The following is a 24,153-nucleotide window of genomic DNA, read 5'->3' as shown; positions in this document are numbered from 1 at the left end:
GCCCCTCCGTGACGCATCACGAGCACCCGCACGCCGCCACCCGCACCGCCGCCACCCGCACCGCCGCCACCCGCACGCTCACAACCGCGCCCGCGCCACTCACCCCCGCACCCTCCGCCTCCTCCCGCCCGGAGCCCCGCGCATGAGGGTCACCGACACGAGCGACCTGTGGTGGCGCACCGCCGTCTTCTACAACCTCGACGTGAAGACGTTCATGGACTGGGACGACGACGGCGTCGGCGACCTCGAGGGCCTCGTCCACCGGATCGACTACCTGGCCGAGCTCGGCGTCAGCTGCCTCTGGCTCGCGCCGTTCTACCGGTCCCCCGGCCGCGACAACGGCTACGACATCAGCGACTTCTACGGAGTGGACGAGCGCTTCGGGCACCACGGCGACGTCGTCGAGGTGATCCGGACCGCCCACGACCGCGGGATGCGTGTGATCGTCGACCTCGTCGTCAACCACACCTCGGACCAGCACCCCTGGTTCCAGGCCGCCCGCTCCTCTCGCGACAGCCCGTACCGCGACTACTACGTCTGGCGCGACGAGCCGCCCGCCGACCAGCCCGCGAACGTGTTCCCGGACGCGGAGGACGGCGTCTGGTTCCGCGACGAGGAGGCGGGCCAGTACTACCTGCACCACTTCTACCGGCACCAGCCCGACCTCAACACCGAGAACCCGGCCGTGCGCGACGAGATCGCGAAGCTCATCGGATTCTGGCTGCAGCTGGGCGTCGACGGCTTCCGGGTCGACGCGGTGCCGTACCTGATCGAGCCCGGCGAACGCGACGAGCACGAGTGGCTGCGCCTGCTGCGCCGCTTCGTCTCGCGGCGCTCCGGCGAGGCGATGCTGCTGGGCGAGGTCAACGTGACCCGCGAGGAGCAGCTCGGCTTCTTCGGCGGCGAGGACGCGGACGAGCTGTCGATGCAGTTCGACTTCATCGGCAACCAGCGCCTCTACCTCGCGCTGGCCCGGGAGGAGGCGGCGCCTCTCGTCGAGGCGCTCGCGAGCCGCCCCGAGATCTCCGTCGGCAGCCAGTGGGCGAACTTCGCGCGCAACCACGACGAGCTCACCCTCGACCAGCTGAGCGACGACGAGCGCGACGAGGTCTTCGCGGCGTTCGCTCCGGAGCAGTCGCAGCGGATCCACGGGCGCGGCATCGTCCGCCGCCTCCCGCCGATGGTCGACGGCGACCCGCGCCGCGTCCGCCTGGTCCACAGCCTCGTCTTCTCGCTGCCCGGGACCCCGGTGCTCTACTACGGCGAGGAGATCGGGATGGGCGAGAACGCCGACATCCCGGGCCGCAGCGCCGTGCGGACCCCGATGCAGTGGAGCAGCGCTGCCAACGGCGGGTTCTCGCGCGCCGACGCCTCCGACCTGATCGCCGCCCCTCCCGGCGGCGGCTTCGGACCCGAGCACGTGAACGCGGCCGCGCAGCTCCAGGATCCGGACTCGATCCTGGCCCACGTGAAGGGCCTCGCCTGGCTGTACCGGCGGTCGCCGGAGATCGGCTGGGGCGAGTACACGCACCTCCCCTGCGACGAGCCGAGCGTGCTCGCGCACCGGATGTCCGCGTCGACCGGCACGACCGTCGCGGTGCATAATCTGGCGTCGAACCCGCGCACGGCGGACCTGACGCTCCCCGACACCCCCGCCGGGGCGCGGCTGGTCGACTCCCTCGGCGGCGAGTCGCTCCCGCTCGACGAGGACGGCGCCGTGTCGGTGCCCCTCGACGGCTACGGCGCGCGCTGGTTCCGCGTGGTCACGGAGGAGTCGCGCCGGCTGGTGTGAGCGGAGGGGCGGGGCTCTTCTCGACAGTCCAGGAGTCGTCGCAGTCGCGCTCGAGTGCGACAACTACTGGACTCTCGAGGGAGGCGGGGCAGGAACGGAGGACGAAAGCACCCACCGCACGAAACGTTACGCACACCAGTCGACGGCATCGTTGACGTCACCGCCCTCCCCCGCCTACCGTGAAGCGCAACGTTTCGCCCCCACCGCCGCACCAGGAGGATCCGCATGGCCCCCACTCCGCCGAGCCACCGCGTCCTCGCGAGCGGCAGCCGCATCCCCGCGATCGGCGCCGGGACGTTCGGCTCCGACCGCTACGACGCCGAGACCGTCGGCCTCGCGGTCGAGCACTCCCTCCGCGCCGGCTTCCGCCTCCTCGACTGCGCCACCGTCTACGGCAACGAGCCGCGCGTCGGCCGGGCGATCGCCGACTCCGGAGTCGACCGCGACGAGCTCTTCGTCATGTCGAAGATCTGGAACGACGCGCACGAGCCCGCGGCGGCCGTCGCCTCCGTCGAGCGCTCGCTCGCCGATCTCGGCCTCGACGTGCTCGACGCCGTCTTCGTGCACTGGCCCTTCCCCAATCACCACCCGCCGCACGCCGAGACCGACGCACGCGATCCGCACGCCCGCCCGTACGTCCACGAGGCGTTCCTCGAGACCTGGCGAGCGCTCGAGAGCCTGGTCGACCGGGGCCTCGTCCGGCACCTCGGCACCTCCAACGTCACCATCCCCAAGCTCGAGCGGATCCTCGCCGACGTCCGCATCGCCCCGCAGCTGAACGAGATGGAGCTGCACCCCTGCTTCCAGCAGCCGGAGCTGTTCCGCTTCTGCCTCGACCACCGCATCCAGCCGATCGGCTACTCGCCGCTGGGCTCGCCGTCGCGGCCGGAGCGCGACCGGGTGGAGGGCGACATCGTCGACATCGAGCACCCCGCGGTGCGGGCGATCGCCGAGGAGCGGGGCGTGCATCCGGCCGTCGTGTGCCTCGCCTGGGCGGTGAACCGCGGCCAGATCCCGATCCCGTTCGCGGTGAAGCCGGAGCAGATCGAGGCGAACCTGGCCGCCGCCTCCCTGGTGCTCACGGCCGAGGAGCAGGAGGCGCTGCGCGGCGCCGAGCGCAACAACCGGCTGATCAAGGGCCAGGTCTTCCTCTGGCCCGGCAGCACCGGCTGGCTCGACCTGTGGGACGCCGACGGCACGATCCCGGGCTGGAGCGGCTACGGCTCGCCCCGCGCCACCCTGTGACGTGGCCACCTACAAGGACCTGCAGCGGCTGACCGGCCTCTCGCTCTCGACCATCTCGAAGCACTACAACGGGCTCCCCGTGCGCCCCGAGAACCGGGCGGCGATCGAGGCGGCGGCCGCCGAGGTCGGCTTCCGCGTCAACGGCTTCGCTCGAGGCCTGCGCTCGCGGCGCTCCCGCACGGTCGGAGTGCTGCTGCCCGCCCTCGACAACGAGTTCCACCTCTCGATCATCGCGGGCCTCGAGCGGGCCCTGCGCGGAGAGGGCATCGGCGTGCTGGTCGGCGTGAGCCGCCCCGAGCCGGGAGCCGCGGTCGACCTGCTGCTCGAGAAGATGGTCGACGGGATCGTGGCGGTGCCGTCCGCGGGCGACGTCGACGCGCTGCGCCGCGCCTCCGAGCAGGGCACCCCCGTGGTGGCCGTCGACTGGATCGACGACGCACTGGTCACCGATCGCGTCGCGCTCGACAACGCGGGCGCCGGCGCCTCCGCCGCCCGCCACCTCCTCGACCACGGCCACCGCTCGATCGCGGTGCTCGGCGGGGAGGACGGAGTGTCCTCCACCCGGGAGCGGACCGCCGGCTTCCTCGCCGCCCTGGCCGAGCGCGGCGTGCACCCCGCCGCCGACGCCGTGGTGCGCGGCCCGCTGACGGTCGAGAGCGGGGTCGCCGCCGTCGAGCGGATCCTCGCCCTGAGCCCCCGGCCGACCGCCCTGTTCGCGAGCAACCGCGAGCTGACGGTCGGCGCCCTGATCGCCCTCGGCGACTCCGGGCTGCGCGTGCCGACGGACCTCTCCGTCGTCGGCTTCGACAACGTCGAGCTGGCCCGCGTGGTCCGCCCGCACCTGACCACGATCGCCCAGCCGACGGAGGCGATCGCCGCCGAGGCCGCCGCCCTCGTCCGCCTCCGCCTCGACTCCGGGGCGGAGCAGCCCGGCCCCCAGGAGCGGAGGCTCCCCGGCCGCCTGCTCGCCGGCTCGTCCGTCGCCCACCTCCACGACCTCTAGGAGCTCCTCTTGCTGACCACGACCCTCCTCCACCCCGAGATCCTGCACGCGCTCGCCCGCGCGGGCCACGGCTCCCGCGTCCTCATCGCCGACGGCAACTACCCCGTCGGCACCACGCTCGGACCGAACTCCGCCCTGGTGCACCTGAACCTCCGGCCCGACATGCTGACCGTCGACGAGATCCTCGACGCCCTTCTCTCGGCGATCGTCGTCGAGGAGGCGACGGTCATGACCCCCGCGCCCGGGATCGACGTCCCCGCGCAGGACGCCTTCCGCCGGTCCCTCGACGGCGTCCCCTTCACCTCGCTCGAGCGGCACGCCTTCTACGCCGAGGCGCGCACGCCCGACGTCGCGCTCACCATCGCCTCGGGCGACCGCCGCATCTACGCGAACCTCATCCTCACGATCGGCGTGCGCCCGGCCGACGCGTCCTGAGCGGGCGGGCGGGGCGTCGCCCCGCCCGACCCACTCCCTGAGAGTCCACGAGGCGTTCTCACGGCCGGCATCCCTACTCTGGTCGGCGTGGATCTCGACACCCTCCTCAACATCGGCCTCGTCGTGCTGTTCGTCCTCCTCGGAGGCGTCTTCGCGGGCACCGAGATGGCCATCGTCAGCCTCCGCGAGAGCCAGGTCCGCGCGATCGAGGCCGGCAGCGAGCGCGGCCGGCGCATCGCCGAGCTCGTCCGCAATCCCAACACGTTCCTCTCCGCGGTCCAGATCGGTGTCACGCTCGCCGGCTTCTTCTCCTCGGCGTACGGCGCCTCGACCATCGCGCCCGACCTCGTGCCTCCGCTGCAGTCGCTCGGCCTCTCGGCCTCCGCCGCCTCGACCGTCGCCCTGATCCTGATGACCCTCGTCATCGCGTACCTCTCCCTGGTGCTGGGCGAGCTGGTCCCCAAGCGCCTGGCGATGCAGAAGTCCGTCGCGTTCACCAAGGCCCTCGCGCCCCCGCTCAACGCCCTGGCGCGCCTGATGCGCCCCGTGATCTGGCTGCTGTCCGTCTCGACCGACGCCGTCGTCCGCCTCCTCGGCGCCGACCCGCGCGAGAAGGGCGAGAGCGTCTCGGCCGACGAGGTGCGCGACATGATCTCCAGCAACACCGAGATCCACGAGGACAGCCGCCGGCTGCTCACCGACATCTTCCGCGCGGACGACCGCCGCGTCGCCGAGGTGATGCGCCCGCGCCCGGACGTCGACTTCCTCCGCGGCGCGCTCAGCGTGGCCGAGGGCTACGCGGCGGTCCTCGACCAGCCGCACTCGCGCTACCCGGTGGTCGGCGACGACTTCGACGACGTGCTCGGCTTCGTCCACGTGCGCGACCTGATGTCCGCGTTCCCGGAGGCGGGCCGCGCCGGCACCGCGAGCAGCGTCGCCGACATCACCCGCCCGATCCTCGCGGTCCCCGGTACGACGAAGGTGCTCGCGGCCCTGCGCACCATGCGGCAGGACGGCCACCAGATCGCCGTCGTCATCGACGAGTACGGAGGGACCGACGGCATCATCACGCTGGAGGACCTGCTCGAGGAGCTCGTCGGCGAGATCTACGACGAGTACGACGGCGCCCGCCAGGCGGTCGACGCGAAGGCGGCCGAGCAGCTGCACGACGTCGACGGCGGGATGATCCTCGAGGACCTGGCGGAGCAGCTGGGCATCGAGCTGCCCGAGGGTCCGTACGAGACGGTCGGCGGGTTCGTCCTCGACCGGATCGGCCGTGTGGCCGTCGTGGGCGACTCCGTGCTCGTCGGCGACCACCTGCTCCGCGTGGCCGAGACGGACCGCTACCGCATCTCGCGGCTGACCCTCGTGCCGCAGCCCGCATCGGAGCCGAGCCCGCCGACGGCGCCCGCCGTCTGACGGGCGACCGGCCGCGCCTAGGGCAGAGGGCCCTCCACCCAGCGCGTGGCGGCGCGGCCGCGGGCTCCGGGCTGCGCGATCCACAGTCCGCCGGCGTGCGGATGACGCGCCCGCTCGTCCGCCGAGAGGTCGCGCGAGGCGGAGGTGACGACCGCGATGTCCAGGTCCTCCCCCGCGAAGGCGATGCTGGAGGAGTGCGGGGCGTCGATCCTGATGCCCTCGCCCTCGACCGGGCTGCCGTCGGCCTCGAACACGCGGACGCCGCTCCCGCCCCAGACCGCGACCCACACGCGGCCGTCGGCGTCCACGGTCAGTCCGTCGGCGAACACGCCCTCCTCGAGCTCGACGAAGGGCTCGCGCGGGCCGTGCTCGGCGTCCGCGTAGGAGCGGCGGTGGATCACGCCCGACTCGGTGTCGGCCGAGTACAGCACGGAGCCGTCCGGCGAGAAGCCGAGTCCGTTCGAGAGCCGCAGGTCGTCGTCGAGCACGGTGACGGATCCGTCGTGCTCGATGCGCAGCAGGACGTCGTCGCCCGCCGACTCGCCGAGGGTCAGCGAGCCGACCAGGAGGCGCCCCTGCGGGTCGATCGTGCCGTCGTTGAAGCGGTGCCCCTCCGGCAGCAGCTCGGAGCCGCGCGTGAGGGAGCCGTCGACCTCCAGGATCGCGAGCCGTCGGGTCAGCGCGACGAGCGTCCGCCCGTCGCCCAGGGGCAGCGCGGCGCCGACCTGCTCGCCGACGTCGGTGCGCGAGATCGCTCCGATCCCCTCCGCGGTGACGGGGGCGGACAGGACCGCGCCGGCCTCGATGTCGACCCAGGTGAGGCGGGCGGTGTCCGGATCCCAGACGGGCCCCTCGCTGAGGACGTAGGTGGGGGTGCCCGCGGGCGTCGCGTCGATCATGCCTCCACGCTAGGCCGAGGAGGCGGGCGGTGTCAGGCCCCGCGGGACGGATCCGGGCTCGCGTCCACCGCGCCTCGCTCCGGATCCGTACCGATGAGCTCCGCGCCGCGCTCCGCCCCCGGGTGGGCACCGGTCCCCGGAATACACCCGCTCGGCGGTCCGTGACAAGGGGTGAATAGCCCGGCGATATGGAGCCGCCCGCGGGTCTAGTGTCGTCTCGCCGCGCTCGGGACAGCGTTCCTCCGCAACGACGCCGGGGCGACAGGAAGGCGCTCGCCATGTCGACATCCACCAGTCCGCGCGGCCCGGTCCGGAGCCTCGTGCCCGCCCGCATCGACAGGCTCCCCTGGACCCGCTTCCACTGGTCGATCGTCGTCGGCCTCGGCTTCTCGTGGGTGCTCGACGGCCTCGAGATCCAGATCGTCGCCTCCGCCGGCTTCGCGAAGGAGTTCGGGCTCTCGGCCTTCGAGGTCGGCCTGCTCGGCACGATCTACCTGTGCGGCCAGATCGCGGGCGCCCTGATCTTCGGGCGGCTGAGCGACAAGCTCGGGCGGCGCAAGCTGTTCATCCTGACGCTCGTCATCTACCTGGTCGCCAGCGGCCTGGCGGGACTCGCGCCGAACTACGTCTTCCTCGCCGTGTTCCGCTTCTTCGCGGGCATGGGGATCGGCGGCGAGTACGCGGCGATCAACTCCGCGATCGACGAGCTCATCCCCTCCAAGTACCGCGGCCGCGTCGACATCGCGATCAACGGCACCTACTGGGGCGGCGCGGCTCTGGGCTCCGCGGCCAACCTGTTCTTCCTGAACGACGCGCTCTTCGCCGAGAACGTCGGCTGGCGCCTCGGCTTCTTCCTCGGCCCGATCCTCGGACTGGCGATCATCTACCTCCGCCGCCACATCCCCGAGAGCCCGCGCTGGCTGATGACGCACGGCCGCGAGGAGGAGGCGGAGCGCACCGTCGACGAGATCGAGCGCCGAGTGGAGGCGGAGGGCGGCGTGCTCGAGCCTGTCGACGACGCGAAGGCGATCACCGTGAAGGCGACGGAGAGCATCCCGTTCCGCACCATCGCCCGGGTGCTGCTGCGGCAGTACCCGAAGCGGACGCTGGTGGGCGCGACGATGATGATCACCCAGTCGTTCCTCTACAACGCGATCTTCTTCACCTACGCTCTGGTGCTCGAGAACTTCTACGGAGTCGAGCAGAGCGCGATCTCGTACTTCTTCTTCCCGTTCGCGATCGGCAACCTCGTCGGGCCGCTGGTGCTCGGCCACCTGTTCGACGTGTGGGGCCGGCGGAAGATGATCTTCCTCACCTACGGCGTCTCGGGAGCGGTCCTGGCCGTCTCGGCGGTCCTCTTCAGCATGGACGTCCTGACCGCGACGACGCAGACGATCCTCTGGTGCGTGTCGTTCTTCTTCGCCTCCGCCGGAGCCTCGAGCGCCTACCTCACCGTGAGCGAGATCTTCCCGCTCGAGCTGCGCAGCCAGGCGATCTCGTACTTCTTCACCCTCGGCCAGATCGCCGGAGCGGTCGCCCCCGCCCTCTACGGCGCCCTGATCGGCGACGGCAGCGACCGCGGTCCGCTGACGATCGGCTACTTCGTCGGCGCCGCCGTGATGATCCTCGGCGGCGTGATCGCCCTGATCTTCGGCGTCGACGCCGAGCGCCGCAGCCTCGAGAGCATCACCGAGCCTCTGTCGACCGTGAAGTCCTGAGGGCGGATCGCCGCGAGGCCGGGAGCCGTCCTGAGGCGTCTCGGGGCCGACGTCTCGGAGCCGGCGCGGGCCGCCGTCAGTGGGCCGGGCGGTAGCCGGTCCGGTCGTCGGGGGTGATCGAGCGGAGGACGCGGGCGGGGACGCCGGCCGCGATGGTGAGCGGAGGAACGTCGCGGGTGACGACGCTGCCCGAGCCGATCACGGCCCCGTCGCCGATGGTGACGCCCTGGTTGATCGTGACGCCGCCGCCGATCCAGACGCCGTCGCCGACGACGACCGGCTTCGCGGTGCAGGCGCCGGCGGCGCGCTCGGCCGGGTCGAGGGCGTGGTTCGACGTGTAGATCGAGACGCGCGGGCCGAACAGCACGTCGTCGCCGATCGTGATGGGGGCGCCGTCGAGCAGGATGCAGTCGAAGTTCGCGTAGAAGCGGTCGCCGATCGTGATGTTGAACCCGAACTCGCACCGGAACGTCGGCTCGAGGTGCGCGTCCGCGCCCACCGAGGCGACGAGCTCGCGGAGCAGAGCCTCCCGCTCGACCGGGGGACGCCCGAAGCTCGCGTTGTACGCGTTCGAGGCGAGGACCGCCCGCTCGCGCGCGGCGACCAGCTCGGGGGTCATGTCGTCGTACACGGCGCCGGTCAGGATGTGCGCGCGCTGGTCCTCGAGGGTCATCGTCGTCCGTTCGTCGGTGTCGGCGCCCCGACGGGTGCCCGCGCCCACGCTACGGGGCCGCCGCGCGCCGGGACGCCGCCTCCTCCGCCGACGCACCGCTCCTGCAGCGGTGTCTCGATGACGGAGCGGCGTCTCGGCGGCATCCTGCAGCAGGAGCGGCACCTCGGCGCCGCCACGCCCCGGCCGCGCAGCAGGCGTCAGCCCACGTGCACGCCAGGCCGGCGGTCGCGGCGGGACTCCGCGCGGCGGAGGACCTCGCGGGTGACGGGGGCGACCTCGCCGGTGCCGGTGATGAGGAAGCGGAACATGTTCGAGATGGGGCCGCCCTCGGTCCACTCGAAGTAGACGTCCGGGATCACGCCGGTGAGGTCGCGGATCTCGAGCAGCACCGTGGCGATGGTGTTCGGGATGTTGCCGCTGGTCACCGTCAGCACGCGGAAGCCGTGGCAGACGCGGCCCTGCACGACCAGGTCCTCCTCGAAGTCGGAGGAGTCGGTGGTGTGCACCTCGAGGAAGAGCACCGGGCCGCGCATCGGCAGGTTGCTGTCGCGCTGCTCCTCCGCCAGCTTGTCCCGGTACTCCGCCTCGGAGCCGTCGTCGGGCTCGTTCGCGAGGATGCGGATCACGCCGTAGTCGTCGGCGTCCGTGGTGAGGAAGTCGATCGCGGCGGCGTCGAACACCACGGAGGTGGCGCGCAGCTGGAACGAGCGGTGCACGCGCGAGACGAGCGAGACCGCGAGGATGCCGACGATGAAGACCGCCGCGATCCTCACGCCGTCGGGCCTCTCGACCACGTTCACGACCGTCGTGTAGACGAAGACCAGCGCGATGACCGCGAAGCCCACGGCGCGCTTGCGCTGCTTCCTGCGCTTCGCCGAGAGGAACACGGCGACGGACGCGGAGGTGATCAGCACCAGCACGCCGGTCGCGTAGGCCCCGCCCTGCGCGTCGACGTCGGCGCGGAAGAGGATCGTGATGACGAAGGCGACGACGGTGAAGACCAGCACGAGCGGACGGACGGCGCCGGCCCACTGCGGCGCCATGCCGTAGCGGGGCAGGTAGCGCGGGACGATGTTGAGCAGGCCGGCCAGCGCGGAGGCGCCCGCGAACCAGAGGATGCAGATCGTCGCGACGTCGTAGACCGTGCCGAAGCCCTCGCCGAGGTACTCGTGCGCGAGGTAGGCCAGCGCGCGGCCGTTGGCCTCGCCGCCCGGCTGGAACTGCGCCTGCGGGATGAGCAGCGTGGTGACGAAGCTCGAGGTGATGAGGAACGCCGACATCGTGACGGCGGCGGTGATGAGCAGCCGCTTCGCCCCGCGGATGCGGCCGACGGGGGCGTCCTCGGTGTCGCCCGCGTCGCCGCGGATCTGCGGCATGACAGCGACCCCGGTCTCGAAGCCGGAGAGCCCGAGCGCGAGCTTGGGGAACACGATGAGCGCGATGCCGACCATGACCAGCGGATTCCCGTGCTGGGTCGTGAGCGCCGACCACCAGTCGCCGATGACGACGGGGTTCTCGGCCACGTGCCCGATCGCCACGGCGATCACGATCGCGTTGAGCAGGAGGAACACGGCCACGAGCACGACCGCGATCGAGATGGCCTCGCGGAACCCGCGCAGGAACACGATCCCCAGCAGGGCGATCAGCCCCAGCGTGAGCGGCACCTCCGCCCCGTGGAACCAGGCGGGGGCGAACGGGTTCTCGACCGCGTGCGCCGTCGCGTCGGCCGCCGAGAGCGTGATCGTGATCATGAAGTCGGTGGCCGCGAACCCCAGCAGCACGAGCACGAAGAGCTTGCCGCCCCACCAGGGCAGCAGGCGCTCGAGCATCGCGATCGACCCCTCGCCGCGGAAGCTCTCGCGGGCCACGCGGCGGTAGACGGGGAGCGCGCCGAGGAGCGTCAGCACCACCAGGACGATCGTCGCGAGCGGAGAGACGAGGCCCGCGGCGAGCGCCGCGATCGCCGGCTGGTAGCCGAGGGTGGAGAAGTAGTCGACGCCCGTGAGGCACATGACGCGCCACCACGAGTGCGTCCTGCCGGTGGCCGCGTGGGGGCCGGGGTGCGCTCCGGAGTCGTCGCGGAGGCCCTCGAGGAGCCACGCCTTCACCCCGCCCGCGCGCGCGGAGGAGAGGGGGGAGGGTTCGAGGGCGTCGGGGTCGCCACGGACGACGGAAGAGGTCACTGGATGTTTCTACTCGCCGTGAGGAGCGCGCCCGCCCGGAATGAGCGGATCCTCACGCTTTCCTCACGGGTAATCGGCTGGGGAGGGACGTCGACGCGCGATCCCGCGTCGTGAGGGGGTCGTGAGGGCATCGTGAGCGTCGCGCGAGCGGACCGTGCGGATCGGCCCGGTGCGCGTCCGCGTTCCGTCAGGATCCCCTCGCACCCGCCGTCGCAGGCCGACGATGTCGCTCGTGCACCTGCTCCTCCGCCTCCTCGACGCCGGCCCCCGCTGGGGCCGCCACACCGTCGGTGCGAGCCGGTACGGCGTCGTCCGGAGCGAGCTCGTCGTCTTCGCGCCCGGCACCTCCGCCGAGGAGCGGAGGCGCCTCCGCCTGCACGCGGCCGGTCCGCAGCTGGTCGTGGCCGTGACGGCCGCCGGCGCCGTCGGGACGCTCGCGCTCGACCGGCTGCCGCTCCTCCTGCTGGCCGCGCTCGCCCTGCCGACCGCGTCGCTCCTGCTCCTCTCGGCCCGCTCGACCCGCCGCCTCCGCCGGGCCTGCGCCCGTCGGCTCGTGATCGCGGACGTCGACTCCCCCGCCGTCGCCGAGCAGGCGGCGATCGCTGCCGCGCTGCGGCGGGCCGACAGGCTGCTCGACGCCGGCGTCCTCACTCCGCTCGAGCACGAGGAGGTGTGGGCCTGCGCCCACGACCGGGTCGCGGGCCGCGTGGCTGACCGCCGCTCCCAGCCCCGGGCGGGAGGATCGGGGACGTCCGCCACCGATGGGAGCCCCTCATGACTACACCGCGCCGCGCACTGATCCTCGTCGACGTGCAGCAGGAGTACTTCAGCGGTCCGCTCGAGATCCAGTACCCGCCGCACGCGCAGTCGCTGCCGAGGATCGCCGCCGCCCTCGACTCCGCCGCCGCCGCGGGCCTCCCGATCGCCGTCGTCCAGCACAGCGCGGGCGAGGGAGCGCCGATCTTCGACCCGTCGGGTCCGTCCTTCGCGCTGCACCCGGAGATCGAGAAGCGCCGCTCGGACTCGTGGAAGAACGTCACGAAGCGGTTCGGCACGGTCTTCGCGGGGACCGACCTGCTCGACTGGCTCCGCGAGCACGACGTCGACACGATCACCCTCGTCGGCTACATGACCAACAACTGCATCCTCGCCTCGGCCGCCGAGGCCGAGACGCACGGGCTCCGCGCCGAGGTCCTCTCGGACGCGACGGGCGCGATCGCGATCGCGAACGACGCGGGCTCGATCGACGCGCACTCCCTGCACACCACGCTGATGGCGCTGCTCAACTCGAACTTCGCCGCCGTCGCCCCGACCACCGTCTGGATCTCGGCGCTCAAGGGCGAGTACACGCTCCCGATGAGCAGCCTGCCCGAGTCGGCGACGGCGGGCGCCGCTCGCTGACGGGCACTCCTCCGGACGGATCGGCCGGCTCTACTCTCGGTGCATGGCCCTTCTGCACCGTGCGACGATCACCCCCGGGAAGCTCGAGATCGTGGAGGCATGGGCGCCGACGCAGCCCTGGTGCGAGGGCGGCGGATTCACGCTGCTCGGCGCCTACCGGTTCGACGACCCCGATGGCGAGGTGGGAGTGGAGACGCTGATCGTCCAGTCGACCGGGCAGCCGCCGCTCCAGGTGCCGCTGACCTACCGCGGCTCGCCTCTCGCCGGCGGTGACGCGCATCTCCTCGCGACCGTCGAGCACACCGTCCTCGGTCGTCGCTGGGTCTACGACGGTGCCGGCGACCCCGTCGCGATCGCCGCCTTCGCCACGGCGATCCGCACCGGCGCCCGGGAGGTCGAGCAGCATTTCGAGGAGGACGGGCAGCGCATCGTCCGCCCGCCGACCGCGACGGTGCAGGGCAGCGGATCAGGCGTCGGAGCGTCCGGGCCGCCGTCGACGGTGCTCGTCCGCAGCGACGCACGGACCACCACGACCTCGGCCGACGGTCTGACTCTCGTCCTCGCGCGGGTCCTCGCGCCGCCGTTCCTCGAGGGCGAGGAGCGGCTGACCGGCAGGTGGAGCGAGGCGCTCCCCGTCACCCTCGCCGTCCTGGCCTGAACCGGCTCCGGTGGTCCGCCGCCCCCCGTCGCCCGGGTCGTGGGCGACGGACGGCGGCGCGCTCCGGGAGGACCCGCTCAGTGGCCGCGCAGTGCCGCGACGGTCCGAGTGGGACTAGTCGTTCAGGTGCGCGATGGCGTAGTCGGCCTCGTCGCTCGTGAACTGCTCCCCGTACTCGCTGGTCAGCTGGTCGCGGATGGCCTCCGGCGCCATCGCCATCTGGGCCTGGTAGTCCTTGGCCTTCGCCAGCGCGTTGGCGTTCCAGTCGGCGGAGACGGTATCCACCGCGTACTGCGCGGCCTCGGGCGAGAACTGCTCCCCGTACTCGGAGGTGAGCTGGCCGTACAGGCCCGCCTTGCTCATGTGGAGCATCTCGGAGTAGCTCTGCGCCTTGATGAGTGCCGAGGCGAACTCGGGCGAGACCTGCGCAGCAGCCGCCGTCTCGACAGGCGCCGGGGCAGGGGCGACCGTCTCGACGGGTGCGGGCTCCGCCGTCTCGACGGGTGCGGGCTCCGCCGTCTCGACGACCTCCGCCTCCTCCGTGGCCGGCACGACGGGAGCGGTCGTGGGCTCGGACGACTCGACGATCACGGCCGCCGGGCGGTCGCTCGAGGCGGAGTTCACGGCGGCTCCGAAGCCGATCGTCGTCAGGAGCGAGGCGAGGACGGCCAGACCGCCGAGGACGACGCCGGTGATCGACATCGCCTTCGACTGACCGCGGCGGAGGGCGAGGATGCCCAGGATGACGGCGGCGATCCCGACGAGTGCTCCGAAGACCGGCACGAGGCCGACGAGGAACGCGACGATGCCGACGACGAGTGCGGCGATGGCGAGGCCGGTCGGGCCGGTCGCGCGGGGGCGGGGAGGGAGGGTCGCCGTGCCGTAGGCGGGGCCTGCGGCGGGTTGGTCGGGGGACGAGGGCGGGGTGTTCTCCGGCGGGAGAGGTGTGCTCATCGCGCGAGTATCGCAGAGCGGCGACGGCCTGCCGCGACGTCGAGACGTCCCGTCTCAACACGTCCCTCCCCCTCCCGCGGGATGCCGTTCGGGCACGCCGGACACAGCGCGTCGCGGACCGGAACGGCATCTCGCGGAGGGAGGGAGGACGGTGCGCCTCAGCGCAGCGACTCGAGCACGGCCTCCAGCTCGTCGACGGCGAAGTCGATCTCGGCAGCGGTGACCACGAGCGGCGGCGCCAGGCGGATCGTCGAGCCGTGCGTGTCCTTGGCCAGCACCCCGCGGGCCATCAGGGCCTCGCAGACGGCGCGGCCCGAGGCGAGCCGCGGGTCGATGTCGATGCCGGCCCAGAGTCCGGCGCCGCGGACGGCGACTACTCCCCGGCCGATCAGCGCCTCGAGGCGCGCGTGCAGCTGGGCGCCGCGCTCGCGGGCGAGGGCCTGGTACTCGCCGGTCGCGAGCATCTCGACGACTGCGAGGCCGACGGCCGCGGCGAGCGGGTTGCCGCCGAAGGTGGAGCCGTGCTGGCCCGGCTGCAGGACGCCGAGCACGTCGGCGTCCGCGACCACGGCCGAGACGGGGACGATGCCGCCGCCGAGCGCCTTGCCGAGCAGGTAGACGTCGGGGACGACTCCGACCAGGTCGCAGGCGAAGGTGGCGCCGGTGCGGCCGAGGCCGGACTGGATCTCATCCGCGATGAAGAGGACGTTGCGGCGCGCGGTGATCTCGCGGACGGCCGGGAGGTAGTCGGCCGGCGGCACGACGATGCCCGCCTCGCCCTGGATCGGCTCGATCAGCACCGCCACGGTGTCGTCGTCGATCGCGGCCTCGAGGGCTTCCGCGTCGCCGAACGGGACCGTGCGGAATCCGGGCGTGAACGGAGCGAAGCCGTCGCGCGCCTCCGCGTCGTCGCTGAACGAGATGATCGTGGTCGTGCGACCGTGGAAGTTGCCCGCCGCGACGATGATGTTCGCCCGGCCCGGAGCGACGCCCTTGACCCGGTAGCCCCAGGCGCGGGCGACCTTGATGCCCGACTCGACCGCCTCCGCGCCCGTGTTCATCGGCAGGACCATGTCCTTGCCGGCGAGCGCGGCGAGCGCCGTGACGAACGGGCCGAGGCGGTCGTTGTGGAACGCGCGGCTGGTCAGGGTGACGCGGCCGAGCTGCTCGCGGGCCGCCTCCAGCAGCACCGGGTGCGAGTGGCCGAAGTTCACGGCGGAGTAGGCGGCGAGGCAGTCGAGGTAGCGGACGCCCTCGACGTCGGTGATCCAGGCGCCGTCGCCGGTGGCCGCGACGACGGGCAGCGGGTGGTAGTTGTGGGCGGCGTGCTCCTCCTCCGCGGCGATGAGGGCGGCGGAGCGGGCGGTGTCGGTGTCGGTGATGCTCATGTCGTTCCTCCTGAGGGGACGATCGACTCTCCAGGAGTCGTCGCACTCGGCGTCGAGTGCGACGGATCGTGGACAGTGGAGGGTGGGTCGGCGCTGCTGGTCGCCGACCACGGGGAGTGGGTCAGCGGCGCAGCTCGAGCGTGCAGCACTTCACGCCGCCGCCGCCGAGCAGCAGCTCGGACAGGTCGACGCCGATCGGGTTGTAGCCGCGCTCGCGCAGCTGGCGCTCGAAGCCCGTCGCACGGGACGCGATGACGACGTTGAGGCCGTCGGAGAAGGAGTTCAGCCCGAGCACGGACGCGTCCTCCTCCGAGACGAGGATCGCGTCGGGGTAGAGCTCGCGGAGGGTGCGGTTGCCCTCCTCGCTGAACGCGCTCGGAAGGTAGGCGATGTTCGTGTCGTCGAGCACGGCGATCGCGGTGTCGAGGTGGTAGAACGACGGGTTCACGAGCTCGAGCGTGACGACCTCGCGGCCGAAGACGCGGGCGACCTCGGCGTGCGAGTCGGAGGCGGAGCGGAAGCCCGTGCCGGCGAGGATCCGCTCGCCGACGAGGAGGAAGTCGCCCTCGCCCTCGTTGACCTCCTCGGGGACGCGGACGTCGAAGCCGGCCGAGCGGAACCAGTCCATGTACGCCGGGCCCTCGGGCTGGCGCTCGGGGTAGGTGAAGGAGGCACCGTAGGCGATGCCGTCGATCACGAATCCGCCGTTGGCTGCGTAGACCATGTCCGGCAGTCCGGCCTCGGGCTCGATCAGCTCGATCGTGAAGCCGAGGTCGGCGTAGGTGTCGTGGAGGGTCTGCCACTGCCGGACGGCGAGGGAGGTGTCGGTGGGGACCTGCGGGTCCATCCACGGATTGATGCGGTAGACGACGGTGAAGTGCTCGGGACGGCACATCAGGATCGTCTTCGCGACGGGGGTTCGGGCGGGTGCCTCGGCGAGCACGGCGGTATCGGTCATTCGAGTCCTCCTGCGAAAGGATGCGGATGAGCGGACCGGGTCCAGTGGCTCCGTGCCCCGCGCATGACGCAGCGGGATGGAGCACGCTCGCGCCCAGTCTTGCACGCGCCGATCGTGCGGTTCTCGCCGCGGGGCGCACGGAACGCGCGTGAACGGTGGGTGCAGCGCGGGAAAACGCCGCGGTTCTCGCGCGGGGCGCTGTGCTGCCGCCGCGGCTCCTCTTTCTCACCCTGAGGCACGGGTTTTCGGAGGGACGACTGAACGCCTCTCGGCGAGAAGGCCTTATCCCTCACTCTTGTCATCGCGCTGATGACATCTGTGAAATCCGCCGAATTCTGCCCTGAATGGGGGACTTAGTGCAGCGATAAGCGGCATGGGACGATCCCTCCGGCCCGACAGTCGTCGGCCTTCTCGCTCCGACGAATCCGGATGCCCTCCTCCATGCGAACGAAGACCCTCAGCGTCTCCCTTTTCCTCGCCCTGCTCCTCTCCCTCTTCGTCGCGACCCCGGCCCAGGCCGCGGGCTCGCCGGCTGCGCCGACGAACGTCGTCGCGTCTGACAACAGCTGCACGGACGCCGTCACCATCTCGTGGACGGCACCCGCGCAGAAGGTCGCCGGCTATCGCGTGCACATCTACACGATTTACACGACGCGATATGGGGACACCGACTCGTATACGACAGCCCTGACGGAAGTATCGAACGCAACATCGGTCTCTTTCGACTTACCTCGCGATGTGAATGGCTATACCATCGAAGTTGCGAGTGTGACTGATTTCAACGCCTCGTTCTCCGGCGGCGAGTACGGCCAGAAACTAGTCGCATCATCGACCCAGAGCATCCCGACTAGCACCGGTCTCTACCATTACTGGAACGTCCCTGCGCCGGCCGAGCTCTCGGTGGCCTACGACGAATCCACAGCACTGGCTTCCGCCCGGTGGAAGCGGCCGTCGATCAACGGGGAAGCGTGCTCCTTCGATGAGTACCACGCCACGCTCGACGATATTGCGAGTTACGACGATGACTGGGGCAACGGCAGCGGCTACGTCGTCGAGTACTCCCTGACCACAACCTCGCAGAATCTCGATGTGGCCGCTGGCCATCGCTACGAATACTGCATCTGGGCTGCGTCCTGGTACTTCAGGTCGGAAAGTGCCGACTATGCCGACTACCTCGACTCTCCAAAGAGCTGTGTCTCCTTCGGCACCGGCACCACCCGTCCGGCTGCTCCTGAATTCGCATACGCGGAGCCCAGCGGCACGTCGATGACCGTTTCATGGGAGGCGCCCTACGCCGACGGCGGCACCGACATCACGGGCTACAGGGTCAGCCGCAACGGCACCGACGCGTCCGGCAGCGGCCCCTGGTCGACCGTCGTCTCCGCCGACCGCCGCTCGCAGACGTTCACGAACCTGCGCCCGAACACCTCCTACACCTTCACCGTTCAGGCGATCAACGCGATCGGCACCAGCGAAGCGGCAACGGTCACCCGCACCGCCGACGCCTACTTCGCTCCGTCCGTCCCCACGCGCGTCGCCGGCACCACGAACGACAGCGTGCGATCCGCGACGATCTCCTGGGCGCCTCCGGAGTCGGCCGGCAACCCGGCGATCACCGGCTACCGCGTCTCGCGCAACGGCGTCGACAACGCGGGCGCCGGTCCGTGGTCGACGACGGTCGCCGCCACCGCCCGCTCCTTCACGTTCACGCACCTGGCGGCGGGCGCCACCTACACGATGAGCGTCGGCGCGATCAACGCCGGAGGCGACAGCGGGGCGGCATCGACCGTCGTGCGCATCGGCGGCACCGCCCTCACCGCCGCGACGCCGACCGTCACCGGCACCGCCGCGGTCGGCTCGACGCTCACGGCGAGCGCCGGCACCTGGGGTCCCTCCCCCGTGGCACTCGCGTACCAGTGGCGCGCGAACGGCACCGCGATCAGCGGGGCGACCGGCACCACGTACCGTCCGGTCGCGGGCGACGCGGGCAGGGTGATCACCGTCGCCGTCACGGGCTCGAAGTCGGGCTACGTCTCGACCACGCGGGTCTCCTCCGGGACCGCTGCCGTGACCGGCGGCGCGATCACCGCCGCGACGCCGACCATCAGCGGCACGGCGAAGGTCGGCTCGACCCTCACCGCGAAGCCCGGCACCTGGGGTCCCTCCCCCGTCGCCCTCGCCTACCAGTGGAAGGCGAACGGCACCGCTCTGAGCGGGGCGACGTCCGCGACGTACACGCCGACCGGCGCCACTCTCGGGAAGACGATCACTGTGACGGTCACGGGGTCGAAGTCCGGATTCACCGCTGTGACGAAGACCTCCGCGAAGACGAGCGCCGTGGTGGCGGGCACCCTCTCCGCCGCGACCCCGACGATCACCGGCACCGCGAAGGTCGGCTCCACCCTGACCGCCAAGCCGGGCACCTGGGGTCCCTCGCCGGTGGCCCTCACCTACCAGTGGAAGGCGAACGGCACCGCGATCTCCGGGGCGACCTCCGCCACCTACAAGCCGACCAGCGCCACGGTGGGGAAGAAGATCACGGTGACCGTCACCGGCAAGAAGGCCGACTACACGACGGCGACGCGCACCTCCGCCGCCACCGCAGCGGTCGTCAAGTAGGGGATCCGACGCGGGTCGCCGGGGCGAGCCTGCTCGCGCGGACTCCTCCGGCGGCCCGGGAATCCACCACCATCGTCCCCCGGACGGGGGCCCATCCCGCCGACATCCGCCCTCGCCCGGAGGCGGGCGGCGGCTAGCATTCAGACACCGTGTCCGCCGCGGCCTCCCGCGGATCCTGCCGAAAGGCCCGCCGTGCCCGCACGCCCCCTCGCCGCGATCGGCGTCTCCGCTCTCCTGCTGGCCGGCCTCGCCGCCGGTCCGGCCGTCGCCGCCCCCGATCTCCCGGGCGCGAGCGCCGCGCAGGAGGCGGCCGCCGAGGTCGTCCTGTCCGGCACCATCGCGCTCCGCGACGCCGACGAGGAGCACCCCGCCCCCGCGAACCCGTCCTTCTACGTCCAGGTCCAGAACGCCGAGGGGGACGTGGTCGCCGAGGCGGACACGGGCGCCGACTTCTCCCTCCCCGTTCCCGGCGGCGAGCCCCTCACCGTCCGCGCGAACCTGATCGGCAGCGACGACTGGTACCCGACCTGGTTCGGCGACACCCCGGTCGCCGAGGCCGCGAGGACGACCCGGGGGACCGACGAGTCCGTCGCCATCTCCCTCCTGCGCACCGCTGAGCTGTCCGGATCGATCACCGCCGACGCGGTCCCGGGCGTCTCCTCCCCCTCCTTCGACGTGCAGGCCTGGTGGGTCGACGGAGGGACGTACTCGCTCTTCGACACCGTCCCCGTCACCGGAGCCCCCGGCGCCGCCCGCGCGTGGGACACGAGCGACCTCGCCCTGCCCGCCGGCGACTACCTCCTGCGCCTCGTGGAGCCGGGGTACCCCGCCTACGACGACCAGTACTTCTCGCGCCTGGCCCGCCTCGACGAGCGCGCGGTCGTCTCCGTGCCGCCGGGCGGCCGCAGCGGCATCGACTTCTTCCCGTCCGCCTACTCCTCCGACGTCGCCCGCCTCGCCGGGACCGACCGGTACGCGACCGCCGTCGCGGTGACCGCCTCCGGATTCGCCGACGGCGCCCCCGTCGTCTACCTCGCCAGCGGAGCGAACTGGCCGGACGCGCTGAGCGCCGGCCCCGCCGCCGCGAAGCAGGGCGGCGCCCTCCTGCTCACCGACCCGAGCGTCCTGCCCGCCGTGGTGGCGGCCGAGCTGCGCCGCCTCGCCCCGCAGCGGATCGTCGTGGTCGGCAGCGCCCTCTCCGTGAGCGAGTCGGTGCTCCAGCAGGTGAAGGCCCTCGGGATCCCGACCGAGCGCATCGAGGGCGTCGACCGCTACGACACCTCACGCCGGATCGTCGAGGACGCCTTCCCGGACGGCAGCTACGAGGACGTCTTCGTCGCGACCGGCACCAACTTCCCGGACGCCCTCTCGGTCGCGCCGATCGCCGGCCGCCGCGCCGAGCCCGTCCTCCTCGTCGACGGCGCCCGCTCGCGCCTCGACCAGCCGACCCGTGACACCCTCGCCGGACTCGACCCCTCCTCCGTGCAGCTGCTCGGCGGTGCGCCGTCGATCTCGACCGCCGTCGAGGCAGACCTGCGCGCCGCGAAGATCGCCGGCACCGTGTCGCGCATCGCCGGGACGGACCGCCACGACACCAGCCGACGCCTCAACGACGTCTTCCCGCCGTCCGAGCTGGGCGACACCGTCTACCTCGCGACCGCCACCGGCTTCGCCGACGCGCTGGCCGTCGGCCCGGTCGCCGCGAAACAGGGCGCCCCGCTCTACCTCAGCGAGCCGACCTGCCTGCCGCGCAGCACCCGCGTGAAGATGCAGGGCCACGACCTCGATCAGGTGCTGCTCCTCGGCAGCCCCCTGACCCTGTCGGCGCAGGTGCGCTCGCTGTCCGCCTGCTGAGACCCGAGACGCACCGCACGAGCCCTGGAGATCCATGAGCGCCACCGCCGACCGTCCCCTCCTCGTCGGCATCGAGACCGGGGGCACGAAGGTCGTCGCGGCGGTCGCCGACGCCGCTGATCCCGAGCGGATCCTCGCGACGACGACCCTGCCGACCCGCGGGCCCGCCGAGACTCTCGCCGATCTGGCCGGCTTCGTCAGCGGCCACGGAGTCGACGGCACCGTCGCCGCGGTCGGCGTCGCCTCCTTCGGCCCGCTCGACATCGACCCCGGCTCGCCGACCTACGGACACCTCACCTCCACGCCGAAGCTCGGCTGGGAAGGCACCGACGTCCTCGGCCCGATCGGCTCGGCCGCACCGGGCGCGCGGCTCGCGCTGGTCACCGACGTCAACGGAGCCGCCCTGGGCGAGGCCCGCTGGGGCGCCGGAACCGGAGTCGACGACTTCGTCTACCTGACCGTCGGCACCGGAGTCGGCGGCGGCGTGATCGCGGGCGGACGGCTCCTCGCCGGCAGCGGCTGGCCCGAGGTCGCGCACCTGCTGCCCCGCCGCCACCCCGAGGACGGCTTCGCCGGCACCTGCCCGTTCCACGGCGACTGCCTCGAGGGCCTGGTCGCCGGTCCCGCGATCTCGGCGCGCTGGGGGGTCGACGGCTCCCGCCTCGGCCCCGAGGAGGCGGCCGCCAACCTCCGCTTCAGCTCCTACTACCTCGCGCAGCTCGTCACGACGCTCGCCTACGTCGCGGGCGTGCGGCTCGCGGTCGTCGGCGGAGGCGTGTCGAAGACGCCGGGGCTCGTCCCCGCGGTCGAGGCCGAGGTCGAGCGGCTGATGGGCGCGCCCGGAGCGACGGGGACGGGCGGCGGGCGGATCCGCATCGTGCGCCCGGCCCTCGGCGACGAGTCCGGGGTGCGCGGGGCGATCTCGCTGGCGGAGTCCCTGCTCGCCTGAGCTCTACCCTCGTCCCATGAGCGACCGACCCGTCGACCCCTCCGCCCCCGACTCCGGTCGCGACGAGACGGTGGAGGAGCGATCCGACCGCAACTGGAACGAGATCCTGCAGGAGCTGCGGGTCGTGCAGACCGGCACGCAGATCCTGGGCGGCTTCCTGCTGACGCTGTGCTTCCAGCAGCGCTTCGCCGACCTCGCGCCGCCCGACGTGGCGCTCTACCTCGTGCTCGTCCTGCTCGCCGCGTGCGTCACGATCCTGGCGCTGGCGCCCGTCATCGCCCACCGGCTGCTGTTCCAGCGGCGGAGGAAGGCCGAGCTGGTGCGGTTCGGCAACCGGGTGGTCACGGTGTGCCTCGCGGCGGGATCGCTGCTGTTCGTCGGAGTCGTGGGCTTCGTGTTCGACGTAGTGCTGGGCGGGCCGGCAGGCCTCTGGGCGGGCGGAGGCGTGCTGCTGCTGCTCGCCGTGGTCTGGGCGACCGCGCCGGTCCTCCTGCGGAGGCGCTGAGGGCGGCGGAGTCTGCCCGCCCCTCCCCCGCGAGTCAACGGGGTACCCGGGTCCGCCACGCTCTTCCTACCGTGGCCGCGAGGCGCGCACCGCGCCGACGCGAGAGGAGCACCATGACCGACCGGACCGAGCAGCCGCAGGAGAACCCGCAGAACCACGACCACGTCGACGACGCGGGCGTCGACAAGCCCTCGCAGGCCGAGGGCGACGACACCGAGGGATCGGCCGGCTGATCGCCGCCTCGATCCCCGTCCTCCCCGCGGTCGACAGCAGCGCGGCCGTCCTCGCCGACGGCTACCTCTTCGGGACGCGGCGCTTCGACGACGTGGGCGCGGACGCGTTCCGCACCCGGATCCTCGGACGGCCGGTGATCATGGCGCGCGGCATCGAGGCGGCGCGCTTCTTCTACGAGGGCGGGCGCTTCGACCGCGAGGGCGCGCTGCCCGGCTCGGTGCTGCACCTCCTGCAGGACGAGGGCAGCGTGCAGACCCTCGAGGACGAGCCGCACCGGCGGCGGAAGCGCATGTTCCTGGATCTGGTGGAGACGCCCGAGCAGCGGTCGAGGCTGGTCTCGGCCTTCGCGCGGGAGTGGCAGGCGTCCGCCGCCCGGCTGACGGGCGAGCGGGTCCGCCTCCAGGACGTCGCCGCGGAGGTCCTGGGCCGCGCGGTCCTGTCGTGGGCCGGCATCGAGGCCGACGAGGAGGAGGTGCTGCGGCGCACGGACGAGCTCCGGGCGATGATCGACAACGCCGGGCGCTTCGGCCCGCCCAACTGGGCCGCGCGACTCCGCCGCCGCTCGACCGAGCGGTGGGCGCGCGGCCTGATCGAGGCGAGCCGGACGGCCGGACCCTCCTCGACTCCCCTGCACCGGATCGCGCACGAGAAGGAGGACGGCGGCCTCCTGCCCGTCGAGGTCGCCGCGGTGGAGCTGATCAACGTGCTGCGGCCCACGGTCGCGGTGGGGCGCTTCGTGGTCCTGGCGGCGCTCGCGCTGCACCGGCATCCGGAGTGGCGGGAGCGGCTCGCCGACCAGGAGGAGCGCGTCGCGTTCGCGAACGAGGTGCGGCGCTTCTACCCGTTCTTCCCGATGGTCGGAGGAAGGGCCCGCCGGGAGCTGGACTTCCGCGGCGAGACGCTTCCCGCAGGGCAGTGGATGCTGCTCGACCTCTACGCGACGGACCACGGCTCGCACTGGGAGGCGCCGGGCCGCTTCGATCCGGAGCGGTTCCGGTCGCCGGTCGACCGCAACGGCTTCATCGCCCAGGGCGGCGGGCACTACGGAGGCGACCACCGGTGCCCGGGCGAGCCGGCGACCGTCGACCTGCTGTCCGCGGCGCTGGAGCTCCTGGCCGCGGGGCACCCGTACGACGTCGAGGACGGGCAGGATCTGCGCGTGAGCCTGCAGAGCTTCCCGACCGGGCCGGAGGACGGCTTCGTGGTGAGGTTCCGCTAGGGGCGGGCGGGCTCGGCTCGCGGCCTCGGCGGGCGGCCTCGGCGGGC

The 24,153-nt window shown here is 72.4% G+C and carries 20 protein-coding genes; 14 read left to right on the top strand and 6 right to left on the bottom strand.

Annotated features, from left to right (window positions below; genetic code table 11):
* Window positions 1-142: 142 nt before the first annotated feature.
* From C5C35_RS11100 to C5C35_RS11080, 5 genes are all read left to right on the top strand, one after another.
* Window positions 143-1,792 (top strand): alpha-amylase family protein, encoded by a 1,650-nt coding sequence (locus tag C5C35_RS11100; RefSeq protein WP_104263113.1) that lies wholly within the window; start codon window positions 143-145, stop codon window positions 1,790-1,792.
* A gap of 225 nt (window positions 1,793-2,017) precedes the next feature.
* Window positions 2,018-3,037 (top strand): aldo/keto reductase, encoded by a 1,020-nt coding sequence (locus C5C35_RS11095; RefSeq protein ID WP_104261686.1) that lies wholly within the window; start codon window positions 2,018-2,020, stop codon window positions 3,035-3,037.
* A 1-nt stretch (window position 3,038) separates the two neighbouring features.
* Complete coding sequence (locus C5C35_RS11090) at window positions 3,039-4,040, top strand: LacI family DNA-binding transcriptional regulator (RefSeq protein WP_104261685.1); 1,002 nt, start codon at window positions 3,039-3,041, stop codon at window positions 4,038-4,040.
* Between the two features lie 9 nt (window positions 4,041-4,049).
* Window positions 4,050-4,475 carry an RbsD/FucU family protein gene (locus C5C35_RS11085; RefSeq protein WP_104225080.1) on the top strand — a complete coding sequence of 142 codons (426 nt, stop codon included), beginning with the start codon at window positions 4,050-4,052 and terminating at the stop codon, window positions 4,473-4,475.
* An 87-nt stretch (window positions 4,476-4,562) separates the two neighbouring features.
* Window positions 4,563-5,894, top strand: coding sequence for a hemolysin family protein (locus C5C35_RS11080; protein ID WP_104233863.1), 1,332 nt, complete (start codon window positions 4,563-4,565; stop codon window positions 5,892-5,894).
* A gap of 17 nt (window positions 5,895-5,911) precedes the next feature.
* On the opposite strand, the gene C5C35_RS11075 is transcribed toward C5C35_RS11080, so the two are convergent.
* A complete protein-coding gene (locus tag C5C35_RS11075; protein WP_104239634.1) occupies window positions 5,912-6,793 on the bottom strand; it encodes an SMP-30/gluconolactonase/LRE family protein in 882 nt (293 codons plus the stop codon).
* A 278-nt stretch (window positions 6,794-7,071) separates the two neighbouring features.
* On the opposite strand from C5C35_RS11075, the gene C5C35_RS11070 reads away from it, so the two are divergent.
* Window positions 7,072-8,511, top strand: a complete 1,440-nt coding sequence (locus C5C35_RS11070; protein WP_104225083.1) for an MFS transporter — start codon at window positions 7,072-7,074, stop codon at window positions 8,509-8,511.
* Window positions 8,512-8,587: 76 nt separating this feature from the next.
* Here the strand turns inward: C5C35_RS11070 and C5C35_RS11065 are convergent, their stop codons facing one another.
* Window positions 8,588-9,184: a sugar O-acetyltransferase gene (locus C5C35_RS11065; protein ID WP_104248278.1), complete on the bottom strand. Its 597-nt coding sequence runs from the start codon at window positions 9,182-9,184 to the stop codon at window positions 8,588-8,590.
* Window positions 9,185-9,381: 197 nt separating this feature from the next.
* Entirely contained in the window at window positions 9,382-11,367 is a 1,986-nt protein-coding gene (locus tag C5C35_RS11060) for an amino acid permease (protein WP_374953119.1), read from the bottom strand.
* Window positions 11,368-11,590: 223 nt separating this feature from the next.
* Between C5C35_RS11060 and C5C35_RS11055 the strand changes: the two genes are divergently transcribed.
* From C5C35_RS11055 to C5C35_RS11045, 3 genes are read left to right on the top strand one after another with little or no spacing between them, the layout of a single operon-like run.
* Entirely contained in the window at window positions 11,591-12,145 is a 555-nt protein-coding gene (locus C5C35_RS11055) for a DUF6611 family protein (RefSeq protein WP_104263112.1), read from the top strand.
* Window positions 12,142-12,768: an isochorismatase family protein gene (locus C5C35_RS11050; RefSeq protein ID WP_104256665.1), complete on the top strand. Its 627-nt coding sequence runs from the start codon at window positions 12,142-12,144 to the stop codon at window positions 12,766-12,768. The genes C5C35_RS11055 and C5C35_RS11050 overlap by 4 nt, the downstream gene beginning before the upstream one ends.
* 43 nt (window positions 12,769-12,811) lie before the next feature.
* A complete protein-coding gene (locus C5C35_RS11045) occupies window positions 12,812-13,426 on the top strand; it encodes a hypothetical protein (protein ID WP_104263111.1) in 615 nt (204 codons plus the stop codon).
* A gap of 114 nt (window positions 13,427-13,540) precedes the next feature.
* On the opposite strand, the gene C5C35_RS11040 is transcribed toward C5C35_RS11045, so the two are convergent.
* From C5C35_RS11040 to ddaH, 3 genes are all read right to left on the bottom strand, one after another.
* Window positions 13,541-14,380: an Ltp family lipoprotein gene (locus tag C5C35_RS11040; RefSeq protein WP_104263110.1), complete on the bottom strand. Its 840-nt coding sequence runs from the start codon at window positions 14,378-14,380 to the stop codon at window positions 13,541-13,543.
* A 158-nt stretch (window positions 14,381-14,538) separates the two neighbouring features.
* A complete protein-coding gene (gene rocD / locus C5C35_RS11035) occupies window positions 14,539-15,768 on the bottom strand; it encodes an ornithine--oxo-acid transaminase (RefSeq protein WP_181133842.1) in 1,230 nt (409 codons plus the stop codon).
* A 121-nt stretch (window positions 15,769-15,889) separates the two neighbouring features.
* Window positions 15,890-16,726: a dimethylargininase gene (gene ddaH / locus C5C35_RS11030; RefSeq protein ID WP_104260862.1), complete on the bottom strand. Its 837-nt coding sequence runs from the start codon at window positions 16,724-16,726 to the stop codon at window positions 15,890-15,892.
* Between the two features lie 441 nt (window positions 16,727-17,167).
* Here ddaH and C5C35_RS11025 point away from each other — a divergent pair, with 441 nt between their 5' ends.
* From C5C35_RS11025 to C5C35_RS11005, 5 genes are all read left to right on the top strand, one after another.
* Window positions 17,168-19,345: a fibronectin type III domain-containing protein gene (locus tag C5C35_RS11025; RefSeq protein ID WP_181134945.1), complete on the top strand. Its 2,178-nt coding sequence runs from the start codon at window positions 17,168-17,170 to the stop codon at window positions 19,343-19,345.
* 192 nt (window positions 19,346-19,537) lie between these two features.
* The gene (locus C5C35_RS11020; RefSeq protein ID WP_104263108.1) at window positions 19,538-21,199 is read left to right on the top strand and encodes a cell wall-binding repeat-containing protein; all 1,662 of its coding nucleotides are present in this window, start codon (window positions 19,538-19,540) and stop codon (window positions 21,197-21,199) included.
* 34 nt (window positions 21,200-21,233) lie between these two features.
* A complete protein-coding gene (locus tag C5C35_RS11015; RefSeq protein WP_104223740.1) occupies window positions 21,234-22,148 on the top strand; it encodes an ROK family protein in 915 nt (304 codons plus the stop codon).
* A 16-nt stretch (window positions 22,149-22,164) separates the two neighbouring features.
* Window positions 22,165-22,653 carry a DUF6328 family protein gene (locus C5C35_RS11010; RefSeq protein WP_104223741.1) on the top strand — a complete coding sequence of 163 codons (489 nt, stop codon included), beginning with the start codon at window positions 22,165-22,167 and terminating at the stop codon, window positions 22,651-22,653.
* A 325-nt stretch (window positions 22,654-22,978) separates the two neighbouring features.
* Entirely contained in the window at window positions 22,979-24,106 is a 1,128-nt protein-coding gene (locus C5C35_RS11005) for a cytochrome P450 (RefSeq protein ID WP_104263107.1), read from the top strand.
* The last annotated feature ends 47 nt before the right edge of the window (window positions 24,107-24,153 follow it).

The sequence above is a fragment of the Rathayibacter sp. AY1F8 genome (genome assembly GCF_002932165.1).
In the GTDB taxonomy this organism is placed as follows: Bacteria; Actinomycetota; Actinomycetes; order Actinomycetales; family Microbacteriaceae; genus Rathayibacter.
This window is presented reverse-complemented; position numbering and strand designations above follow the sequence as displayed.

Excerpts from the sequence above, each read along its gene's own strand:
- C5C35_RS11100 (WP_104263113.1), top strand. The coding sequence starts at position 143 with ATGAGGGTCACCGACACGAGCGACCTGTGGTGGCGCACCGCCGTCTTC.
- C5C35_RS11095 (WP_104261686.1), top strand. The coding sequence starts at position 2,018 with ATGGCCCCCACTCCGCCGAGCCACCGCGTCCTCGCGAGCGGCAGCCGC.
- C5C35_RS11075 (WP_104239634.1), bottom strand. The coding sequence starts at position 6,793 with ATGATCGACGCGACGCCCGCGGGCACCCCCACCTACGTCCTCAGCGAG.
- C5C35_RS11070 (WP_104225083.1), top strand. The coding sequence starts at position 7,072 with ATGTCGACATCCACCAGTCCGCGCGGCCCGGTCCGGAGCCTCGTGCCC.
- C5C35_RS11065 (WP_104248278.1), bottom strand. The coding sequence starts at position 9,184 with ATGACCCTCGAGGACCAGCGCGCGCACATCCTGACCGGCGCCGTGTAC.
- C5C35_RS11055 (WP_104263112.1), top strand. The coding sequence starts at position 11,591 with ATGTCGCTCGTGCACCTGCTCCTCCGCCTCCTCGACGCCGGCCCCCGC.
- C5C35_RS11050 (WP_104256665.1), top strand. The coding sequence starts at position 12,142 with ATGACTACACCGCGCCGCGCACTGATCCTCGTCGACGTGCAGCAGGAG.
- C5C35_RS11045 (WP_104263111.1), top strand. The coding sequence starts at position 12,812 with ATGGCCCTTCTGCACCGTGCGACGATCACCCCCGGGAAGCTCGAGATC.
- C5C35_RS11040 (WP_104263110.1), bottom strand. The coding sequence starts at position 14,380 with ATGAGCACACCTCTCCCGCCGGAGAACACCCCGCCCTCGTCCCCCGAC.
- rocD (WP_181133842.1), bottom strand. The coding sequence starts at position 15,768 with ATGAGCATCACCGACACCGACACCGCCCGCTCCGCCGCCCTCATCGCC.
- ddaH (WP_104260862.1), bottom strand. The coding sequence starts at position 16,726 with ATGACCGATACCGCCGTGCTCGCCGAGGCACCCGCCCGAACCCCCGTC.
- C5C35_RS11025 (WP_181134945.1), top strand. The coding sequence starts at position 17,168 with ATGCGAACGAAGACCCTCAGCGTCTCCCTTTTCCTCGCCCTGCTCCTC.
- C5C35_RS11015 (WP_104223740.1), top strand. The coding sequence starts at position 21,234 with ATGAGCGCCACCGCCGACCGTCCCCTCCTCGTCGGCATCGAGACCGGG.
- C5C35_RS11010 (WP_104223741.1), top strand. The coding sequence starts at position 22,165 with ATGAGCGACCGACCCGTCGACCCCTCCGCCCCCGACTCCGGTCGCGAC.